The organism is Allorhodopirellula heiligendammensis (genome assembly GCF_007860105.1).
Classification (GTDB): Bacteria; Planctomycetota; Planctomycetia; order Pirellulales; family Pirellulaceae; genus Rhodopirellula; species Rhodopirellula heiligendammensis.
The window spans coordinates 2,375,512-2,384,827 of the sequence record NZ_SJPU01000001.1; the positions used below are offsets into that span (position 1 = coordinate 2,375,512).

The 9,316-nt window shown below is 56.8% G+C and carries 9 protein-coding genes; 2 read left to right on the forward strand and 7 right to left on the reverse strand.

Annotated features, from left to right (window positions below):
• Positions 1-69 precede the first annotated feature (69 nt).
• From Poly21_RS09010 to Poly21_RS09030, 5 genes are all read right to left on the reverse strand, one after another.
• Entirely contained in the window at positions 70-258 is a 189-nt protein-coding gene (locus Poly21_RS09010) for a hypothetical protein (protein ID WP_146406506.1), read from the reverse strand.
• On the reverse strand, positions 248-583 hold the full coding sequence (locus tag Poly21_RS09015; protein ID WP_302118200.1) for a hypothetical protein: 336 nt from the start codon (positions 581-583) through the stop codon (positions 248-250). Before Poly21_RS09015 ends, Poly21_RS09010 begins: the two co-directional genes overlap by 11 nt.
• 5 nt (positions 584-588) lie before the next feature.
• Complete coding sequence (locus tag Poly21_RS09020; protein WP_146406508.1) at positions 589-957, reverse strand: BlaI/MecI/CopY family transcriptional regulator; 369 nt, start codon at positions 955-957, stop codon at positions 589-591.
• Between the two features lie 211 nt (positions 958-1,168).
• Positions 1,169-2,692 (reverse strand): carboxypeptidase M32, encoded by a 1,524-nt coding sequence (locus Poly21_RS09025; protein ID WP_146406509.1) that lies wholly within the window; start codon positions 2,690-2,692, stop codon positions 1,169-1,171.
• A gap of 129 nt (positions 2,693-2,821) precedes the next feature.
• On the reverse strand, positions 2,822-3,370 hold the full coding sequence (locus tag Poly21_RS09030) for a hypothetical protein (RefSeq protein ID WP_146406510.1): 549 nt from the start codon (positions 3,368-3,370) through the stop codon (positions 2,822-2,824).
• 754 nt (positions 3,371-4,124) lie between these two features.
• Between Poly21_RS09030 and Poly21_RS09035 the strand changes: the two genes are divergently transcribed.
• Together Poly21_RS09035 and Poly21_RS09040 are read left to right on the forward strand one after the other, a co-directional pair.
• Entirely contained in the window at positions 4,125-5,684 is a 1,560-nt protein-coding gene (locus tag Poly21_RS09035) for a sigma-70 family RNA polymerase sigma factor (protein ID WP_146406511.1), read from the forward strand.
• On the forward strand, positions 5,684-7,165 hold the full coding sequence (locus tag Poly21_RS09040) for a tetratricopeptide repeat protein (RefSeq protein ID WP_146406512.1): 1,482 nt from the start codon (positions 5,684-5,686) through the stop codon (positions 7,163-7,165). The genes Poly21_RS09035 and Poly21_RS09040 overlap by 1 nt, the downstream gene beginning before the upstream one ends.
• Positions 7,166-7,427: 262 nt before the next feature.
• Here Poly21_RS09040 and Poly21_RS09045 read toward each other — a convergent pair whose 3' ends face one another.
• Together Poly21_RS09045 and Poly21_RS09050 are read right to left on the reverse strand one after the other, a co-directional pair.
• A complete protein-coding gene (locus tag Poly21_RS09045; protein ID WP_146406513.1) occupies positions 7,428-7,928 on the reverse strand; it encodes a DUF4198 domain-containing protein in 501 nt (166 codons plus the stop codon).
• A 73-nt stretch (positions 7,929-8,001) separates the two neighbouring features.
• On the reverse strand, positions 8,002-9,051 hold the full coding sequence (locus tag Poly21_RS09050) for a DUF1559 domain-containing protein (protein WP_146406514.1): 1,050 nt from the start codon (positions 9,049-9,051) through the stop codon (positions 8,002-8,004).
• Positions 9,052-9,316 lie beyond the last annotated feature (265 nt).

Sequence of the window (9,316 nt, forward strand, 5' to 3'; positions counted from 1 at the left end):
TTCAGATGAACCTCATGTACTTGATTCGCGTTCGCTTCTATCGGCTCATCGGCTCATCGGCTCATCGGCTCACTTCAGCTGGTTCAAGTTAAATCGCCGCACGTGTCTCCCTGCGTCGACCACGAAGACGAAATCGTTGTCCGTGACAACACTGTAGAATTCACCGTGCGAGTGCGGGATTGTATCTGGCAGCACGCCGATGAATTCGATGTTCCCGCTAGCGCGTTCGATGCGAATCAACTGATGGTCAAGTGTCACGTTGGCGAGTGTCATCTACTAGAGCGGAGACCGAAGTACCTGCGTGGATCGTATCAACCGTAGTCTGCGAGGCGGTTGATTCCCCCGGGAGTTGTCGAGGCCACGCCTGTGAGCGCGGCGCAATTGCCCAACAGACCGCGACGACTACCATGAACAGCATCGCGGCCATGGCGGCGACTCTCAACCGATAACGCAGCTCCGAAGCGCTCGGTGAAATCAACCTCAGTGCGATCGCCAGCATCGCCGCGGGGATGCTGGCGAGCCACAGAAAGTGGATGAGCGAATAGGCGATCGAGACATAAACGTCATCTTGAAAATGGAACATATCGATCACCTCGTACCTTTCTGCTGAGTGCGTTTGACTTCGTCGCGAAGATCTTTCAATTCCTGGTCACTGAGATCGGAGGACTCCAGCAAATTGATCATCGCGCTGGCGGTCGAACCATCAAAGAGTCGGTCGACCAAATCACGCATCATGCGTTTGGCTGTGGTGGGCTTCGTAATCTTTACGCGGTACTCAAATCGGCCACCCGATTTCTTCCGCGCGACGTAGCCTTTCTCTTCCATGATGCTCAGAGCGGTCATCACGGATTGATACGTCAGCGTCCGAGTCGACTCCAAAGCGTCTCGGACAGCCCCGCCGGCCAGCGGCCCCGCTTCCCAGTACCTGCAAAACCTCCAGTTCCAACTCGGTCGGATTCTTGGAAACTCGTCGCGACATCACCCACCTCTCTCGATTCAATGTTTCGATATCGAAGAAGTTCGATTGACGAAATATTTAGATATCGAGGCGTGTCGAAAATCAAGCTAGAAGCTCAGCGTTTTCTCTTTCCTCAGCAGAGGTGGTCGGCAGCTGGGATTCGCAAGCGGGAACACGCCCGGCAACTCTCGCGGCCGCGAATGGCGGTTGTTACCCTGGGCTCGATTCCAAGTCGTAGACCTGAGCGTATCGCTGGCGGAGGCTGGCGATGAGAGGCTCCGCCGAGAGAGGCTTCCCGGTGGCGTTCTGGATCAGTTCGTCGGCGGTGTATTTGCGACCGTGGGTGTGGACATGTTCACGCAGCCAATTCAGCAAGGGGGCAAAATCACCCTGTTCGAATTGTCGATCGAGATTGCCCAGAGCGGCGTCGGCGGCTTGGTACAGCTGTGCGGCAACGAGGTTTCCGATGGTGTAGGTAGGAAAGTAGCCGAACAGTCCCGCGCTCCAATGCACGTCTTGCAGCACGCCATTGGCGGCCGACGGTGGGCTGACGCCAATCACACTCGTATATCGCTCGTTCCATGCGAAGGGCAATTCGGCAGTGGATAGCTCGCCAGAGATCAACGCCTGTTCGAGTTCAAAGCGGACGATGATATGCAGGTTGTACGTTGCTTCGTCAGCTTCGACTCGAATTAGTGAAGGCTGCACACGATTGAAACAAGCGTGCCATTGTGCGGGCGTGGCAGTTTCCGAGAAGGTTTCGTTGATCAATGGTGTGAAGCATTTCCAGAATGCGAGTGACCGACCGACTAAGTTTTCCCATAACCGCGACTGTGACTCGTGGATTCCCAGAGAAACGAAACTGCCCGGTGGCAGGCCGTACCAATCCTGGGGCAAACCTTGTTCGTACATCCCATGCCCCGCTTCGTGGAGCGTGCCGAAGATGCTGCCCGGTAGCCAGTTCTCTTCATAGCGAGTCAGGATGCGGCAATCCGACGGCCCCAGGCTGGTGCAGAACGGGTGCGATGTCTCATCGAGTCGCCCGCGTTGAAAGTCAAAACCGATCGCCGCTGCCAAGGCTTTGGAAAGCTGGCGTTGGCCGTCGACGCTGTAGGTTTGTTTCAACAAGCGATCATCGACCTGTCGCGGAGACGCTGTGATTTCGCTGAGTAGTTTGACGAGTTCGTCGCGGAGTCCTGCAAACACGCGTGTCAAATCTTCCACGCGGGCATCGGGCTCGTATTGATCCAGCAGCGCTTCGTAGGTGGATTGGCCTGGTTCGGCGAGCAGTTCACCCGCGTTTCGCTGGAGCGAGATCATTTCGTCCAGGGCGGTTTGGAACTGGGCGTAGTCGTCGTTCCGGCGGGCGGCGTCCCAGCAGCCTTGGCCGCGGACGGTCGCGCTGGCGATCGCCTCGACGAGCTGGCCGGGCAGTCGGCGCTGTTTCTCATAGTCCTTGCGCGTCAACCGCAAGGTGGCTCCAATATCGCTGGCGGGATCTGAAGCCGCTGACCATCCGTCGAGTTCATCGAGCCATCGCTCGATTTGTTCGCTCGTCCGCATCGCATGCGCCCGCCCGCTGAGATAGGCAACCTGAGCGGCGCGAAATTCACTCCCATCGGGTGGCATCATCGTCCGCTCATCCCATTGCAGCAACTCCGCGGCGGAGGCAAGCAGGGCGGTCTGGTGGAGATGGTTGCGGAGTGCGGCGAACGTTTGGACGTGATCGGTCATGTTGGCAATTTTATTGCAGAGAAGATGATGGGTGCGTCACGCTCCCCAAGTGTCCCGTTGTTCGAGGCGTCGGGGAGCGACAGACAAAACTTGACGACTGCACGCCGTTGAGCGGGCGATGGGAGGACTTCAGCGGGTCAAGTATTTCTCGCGGCGACGCCTGCCGACGATCATTGCCAGCACCAGCGAGACCGCTGCCAAGCCAGCAAAGGCGAGGGTCTTGTATTTCCAGGCATCTTTTTCCAGCTCGAGGGTGCGGTAGTGGAGCGGGGTGGGGATGTCGACGCCATACTCGGTGATGTCCTCGTATTCCCGAATCAACTGCGCCGAACTCGCCGTCGCGTAATGTTCTTGGAGCGCTTCAAGGTGCTTTTGAGTGGTGATCGGAACATCGGTAGTGGCCCAATTCACCCCGCAAAAACCGGCCCCGAGGAGGCTGAGCAGGCATACCAGGCCGAGTGTGATGAAGGCCAGCGAACGGCCGCCTGAGAGGCCAACGGCCGCGTTGGCTGCGACCTTGGCTGCGCTGGAGTCGCCCGTCAGAGGCAGTTGGCGGAGCTCGCCGAGCTTGGGAACGCGGATGGAGTCGTGGCACGCGCGGCAGGTAATCTCGCCGCCTGCTTTGGCTGTGGAAACTTCGTTGGCGGCCTCGCAGTGCGGGCAAGTGAGTTTGTACATCGTCGAACCTGAGCCAATTGGAAAAAAACACGCTGCCGGAAAAAGTCTGCTTTTTGAAAATATTCTCATCAACGTCCACAAATTACCCGCTGCGTGGGTAGACCCGCTGTGCAGACAGACTACTATTGCTGTGTGATGAGGTTAACACACGACCAGTCGCTCCCGTCAGGTGGACTCACCCGACCGGACATTTTCAGATGATTCGCGACATCCAACACAGCGAACTGTTGTTCGTCTTCGCAGCCCAAAGGGATTGGGTTCGCGCCACCCACCGGAAGGTGTTTCCTCAGAGAAGCCAGGACGGCTCGCCGGAATAACCTGCGCCGACATCGCAGGTTGCGACACGAATCTTATTTTCGAGGAATGTCTCCTTTGAAGGTGGACTCGCGCCGGAAAGTTTTCCGAGACTGCAAGTTCCCCGCAATCGGGAAGTTCAGCTAATCGGAATGTTTTTCCATTTCGCAACGTACTTGAGCTAGGCGAGTGTGGGGGTGGTAGATTGACATTACAAGAAGATGCTGACGTCGGCAATCCGATCGGAAACTTTCGCTTGCACCTCCCCGTAGGATCGACCGACAGGACTCACCACGCACAAAACGTGAGCGTAAGGGGCATTTTTTTGACGTTGGCCAGAATCACTTTTAGCTTACGAATAAACTCTCGCAACTTGACTCGTTTTACCGCTGCGGCCAACTAAACTCGCCACAACATCGCGAAATAAAATAGACATTTATACTTTGAAGGAGTTATTACTTTGTTCGATCCGATGATGGATGATTTTGACGATGTATCGGCGCAAAACACCGAAGTCGTCTCGCAAGGCTTTCGCAAACTTCCTGTCGATGACAATGAGGACGATAACGGCGTGAATGTCGCCGACCTCAGCGACGGTCAAGTTCAGCTGGAGAGCCCGGATGAATTGATCACGATCGACGAGTCGGAAACCTGGTCGGACGATCCCGTCCGCATGTATCTGACGCAGATGGGCGAAATCCCGCTGCTGACGCGTCGTGAAGAGATTGAATTGGCCAAGCGGATCGAGGAGACCCGCCGCCGCTTCCGCACCAAATTGCTCGAGAACCATTACGTACTCGTCGAAGCCTACAAGACACTCAAGAAGGTGTATCGGGGCCAGTTGCCGTTCGATCGGACGGTTCAGGTCAGCGTCACCGATCGTTTGGAGAAAGAGCAAATTGTGGGGCGGTTGCCGCACAATCTTCGCACGCTGCAGACCTTGCTGAGCCGCAACCGGCATGACTGGAAGGTGGCCATGAGCAAGAGTACCCCCAGTCGCCGTCGCGCCGAAGCTTGGCGAGCGCTCGCTCATCGCCGGCGCCGCGCCGTGCGACTGATCGAAGAGCTCGGTCTACGTACCCAGCGAATCGAAACTCGCATCGGGATGTTGGAGAAATTCTCGCGGCGTCTCGATGAGATCGATGCTCAGATCCGCGATCAGAAACGCACCAAGCACGGCCGGGAAGTCCGCGATCAACTGCTGCACGAACGTCGCCAAATCCTGACCGCCTGTCAAGAAACGCCGACGTCGCTCCGCAACCGTTGCGCCATGCTCGGTCGCGTCTACAGCGAGTACCAGCAGGCAAAACGCGAACTCAGTGAGGGTAACCTGCGGCTGGTCGTTTCGATTGCCAAGAAGTATCGCAACCGGGGCCTGTCGTTCCTCGACCTGATTCAGGAAGGCAATGCTGGTCTGATGCGAGCGGTCGATAAGTTCGAGTACCGCCGGGGGTTTAAGTTCTGTACTTATGCAACCTGGTGGATCCGCCAAGCGATCACGCGGGCGGTGGCTGATCAGAGCCGCACGATTCGAATCCCCGTCCACATGGTCGAGACGATGAGTCGCGTTCGAAACGTCGCTCGCACTCTGCTGCAGGAACTCGGACGCGAACCGTCGATCGAAGAAACCGCACGCCGCGCTGACGTGACGATTGAAGAAGCTCGCCGCGTGCTCACCATGAGCCGATTCCCGATCTCGTTGGACCGGCCCGTTGGAAACAGCGAAGATAGCCAGTTCGGCGACCTGCTACCCGATGGCACCGCAGAGAGCCCGCAGATCGGAGCCACTCAAGAAATGTTGCGGCAGCGGATTACCGGTGTTCTGAAGTCATTGTCGTACCGGGAACGCGAAATCATCAAGCTGCGTTACGGGCTCGGCGACGGTTACAGCTACACGCTCGAAGAAGTCGGACATATTTTTAAGGTCACCCGCGAGCGGATTCGTCAAATTGAAGCCAAGGCGGTGCGGAAACTGCAGCAGCCCAGCCGCAGCCAAGACCTCGTTGGATTCTTGGACTGATGCCGTCCGTTGGCGAAGTTCTGCAGCAGGGCTGGCAGGTTCACCAAAGTGGAAACGTGGACGCCGCGATGCAACTGTATCGCGGCGTTTTGCGTCAGGTGCCTAATTCTGCCGAAGCGTGGGTGTATCTCGGTATCGCTCAGTTTGATCTGCGAGATTTCGAGGGATCGGTCAATTCGTACCGCAAGGCCTTGAAAATCAAGGACCGTTTCCCAATTGCTTGGAATAACATGGGCAATTCCCTGCGGATGCTTGGTCGGGTCGAAGAAGCGGAACGCTGCTTCAAGAAATCTTTGGTGCAGCAGCCCGGTTATCTCTCAGCGCTTAAAAATCGCGGCACCCTCTGGGTTTGGAACGGCGATATTGAGCGTGGCCTGAAGTCCTATCAGCGCGGCCTGGAGGTGGACCCCAACAATGCCGAACTGCACCGAAACCTAGGTGTGATTTCGCTGCTGTTGGGGGATTACCAGACAGGTTTTGAAGAGTTTCGGTGGCGATGGCGTATGCCCGGCCTGGGCAGACCCACGGTAGCGGCGGCTTGGCAAGCAGCTGGAATCCAGGTTCCTGTCTGGGCGGGCGAACCGCTCGCTGGGCAGACGATCGTGATTTATCCCGAGCAGGGGCTCGGTGATGCCATTCACTTCATTCGCGTTGCTGCGGAACTGAAGTCCAGCGGCGCACGGGTGATTGTGGTCTGCAATGCGAGCCTCATTCCCTTGCTGAGTACCGCTGCGGGGATCGACGAGATCGTCGCCGAAGTGCTGCCCAGTTCAATGGGAGGTGACACCGTAGCGGCTGGCATGTCGATGCTGCAGGGCAGCCTGACGCAAGCCAGTTTCCAAGGCTCATTTTTAGAAATCCTCGACGGCCTGTATCAGCGAGATGGCGAGGTGTACTACGGGCAAGACCTCTTTAAATCTGGGCATTCGGGCGACTACCAAGGCTATGTGAGCGTCTCTGACGAGGCGGTTGAGCGTTGGAAGTGCTGGTTGGCAGAGAGTCGGAATCCTGCGCGAGCGAACAAACCGTTGATCGGCATCAATTGGCAAGGCAATCGCGAGCACCATGCCGATGTGTACCGCAGCGTGCCGCTGGACGTATTTCGACCGATCATCGAGGCGGACGAGTTTCAAATTGTGAACATGCAATTCGGGCAGGGTATCGAGCAGCTCGACGAAGCAGATTTTGCAGATGCGGTCCTGCGACTGCCTGCTACTCTTGATCAGGAGGCAGGCAAGTTCGTCGATACCGCTGCGGTGCTATGCAATCTCGATGCATTGGTCACGTCCGACACCGCGATCGCACACCTCGCAGGCGCCTTGGGTGTCCGTACCCACCTGTTACTCGGCCGCGTACCTGATTGGCGTTGGCTAACCGAAGGGGATACTACCGCCTGGTATCCAAACACTCGCCTTAGCCGCCAAAGCGAATTTGGGCAGTGGACAGCGCCGGTGGAGCGGATATTGGAACGGCTTGGATGACTCCGATGGTTGCCGCCTGCGTTTTCTCGCAATGCGCGGCACAGCGGAGGTGTCCGCTAAGAATGCACTGTGATAAATCAACTCATTCGCTCTGCTCATCCCAGTCGTACGAGAAACCCGTCGACGGGAAACGCCGAAAGTTCGCTTCGGTAAATCACTGAAGCGAACTGGGCGGTAGTATTTCGGATTGGCGTCAGGTGCAGGGAACGGCCGGTGGGAACCGGCGCTGTTTCCATGTCACTGTTGAGAACAGGTGACGTTCTCAGATATTGAGTTCGATGTGGTTGGGGCCACTTGCGACCACTTCGGCGCTGAGCCCTTCCACCGTTTTAGGAGCTCCTGAATTGCCGCGTCCTTTTTTCGGGGCACCGATCGGTGCCAGGGTGCCCTCAGCGGCCTCAGCACCGGCCGACTCTACTGGCGCCGACGCGGTTTCACCACGCTCACCTTCGACACGTCCACCGATGACGGTCACCTTGTGCTTGTCCACTGCCGCACCGGGTTTTCCGGTTGAATACCGGAGCACGAAGTTGCCTTGCTCGTCGGTTCGACCGTAGGAGGCTGCGCCCGCCGTTGTCGGATAGAACTCGACTTGAGCATCAGCGACCGGCTTGCCTGCCTTCGTCAACGTCCCTGTCACTTCGCTGAGGTTAGGGGTGTCGTCGTAAGAGCATCCTACGCTGAGGCAGCTCACCAATAGCATCGTCAGAACCATGCTGGTTTTCAGGCCAAGCGTCCGTGTAGATTCAATGTGGGTGTTCATGATTTGGATTTCCTGATGGTTTGAGTTTATTAATTTGCAGTGATTGGGCAAGATCGTAGAGAGCGGAGTCAACTCAGAATTCGCCTGAGATGACTTCTTGGTCGGCACGGTTGGTTAGCAAGCTCAGCAGGTCGAAGCGGACGTTTTCAGTGACGAATCGAACCGCACCGTCGCCCATCACAAACTGAGCACCGCCGATGTGAGCGGAGTTGATGATGGAGTGACGACCGGGGCGTCCATACCAGTAAGGACCGATTCCGTGTGGAACGAAGCGGCTTTCTGGAGGTGAGAAGTTAATCCCGACGCGGGTGGAGGTCACATTCATCCAATAGCCTTCGGAAGTGTTGCTCGAGTCACCGCCTCCGCCGGACCAAGCACCACCCCACCAGTTGCTCGCTCGTTGATCGTGAAGCTCAACGGTACCGTCAGCCTTTTGCAGGCGAATGTTCATGCCTTGCTCGCCGACGGCGAAGGTGTTGGAAGTCCCATCGAGGATCGAAGCAAATTTGACCGCACCGCGATTGCGATTATCCACTGCCACGATGACGCCGTTGTAGTCGCTCATGCCGTGGTATCCGTTCCACTCCGAGTTGGCTTCGTTGTAGTCGCCATTGATCCCCACATAGTTCGCCATCTGCACCTCGATTTGATCAGGTGCTCCCAGGGCTCGGGTCTCGGCACTCGTGTCGTCCAACCGCGTCGTCGGAAGTGGACTCGAAGGACAGTTGAAGCCGGGGACGATAAAGCCGTCGTAAATCTCCCAGTTCCGGTTGATGCCGGGATCACGGTTTGAAAAATCCGTGCCCGAGAAGGTCGTCCGGCCGTAGGCCGCGTTCTGCTCGAGAAACGGGAGGATGCGAACCATCCAAGAAGCCGGCCGATCGTTGGGGCTCGTCTTGAGCATCGTTGCGGGCGGCATGGCGTTGTACGAATCATGATACATGTGGATTGCCAGTCCAATCTGCTTCATGTTGTTGGAGCATTGCATGCGGCGTGCTGCCTCGCGTGCTGATTGGACAGCTGGTAACAGCAATCCAACCAATACCCCGATGATCGCAATGACCACCAGCAATTCAACAAGTGTAAACGCGTTGCGACGCGTACTTAACCTACCACGTACCATATCGATTTCCCTGAATTTTCAAAAAACATTCGTCTAGACACGGGTGTCGAGCTGATGCTCCACACGATGCCGTGCTGCGAAAAGAAGGTTCGCAAAGCGAGTGCCAGAGAAGTGCCTAAGGGCGTAGTGCGGTCACACTGCGATCTGTAAATAACGTCAAAACGGTACCCAGTAAAGCAGCTGCAGGCATCTAAGGTGAAAGAGCTGCGCTTAAAGCGTTCTCTGATTTTTATTGGATTTTGAGCTTTCAGAAACCGAGGGCTCG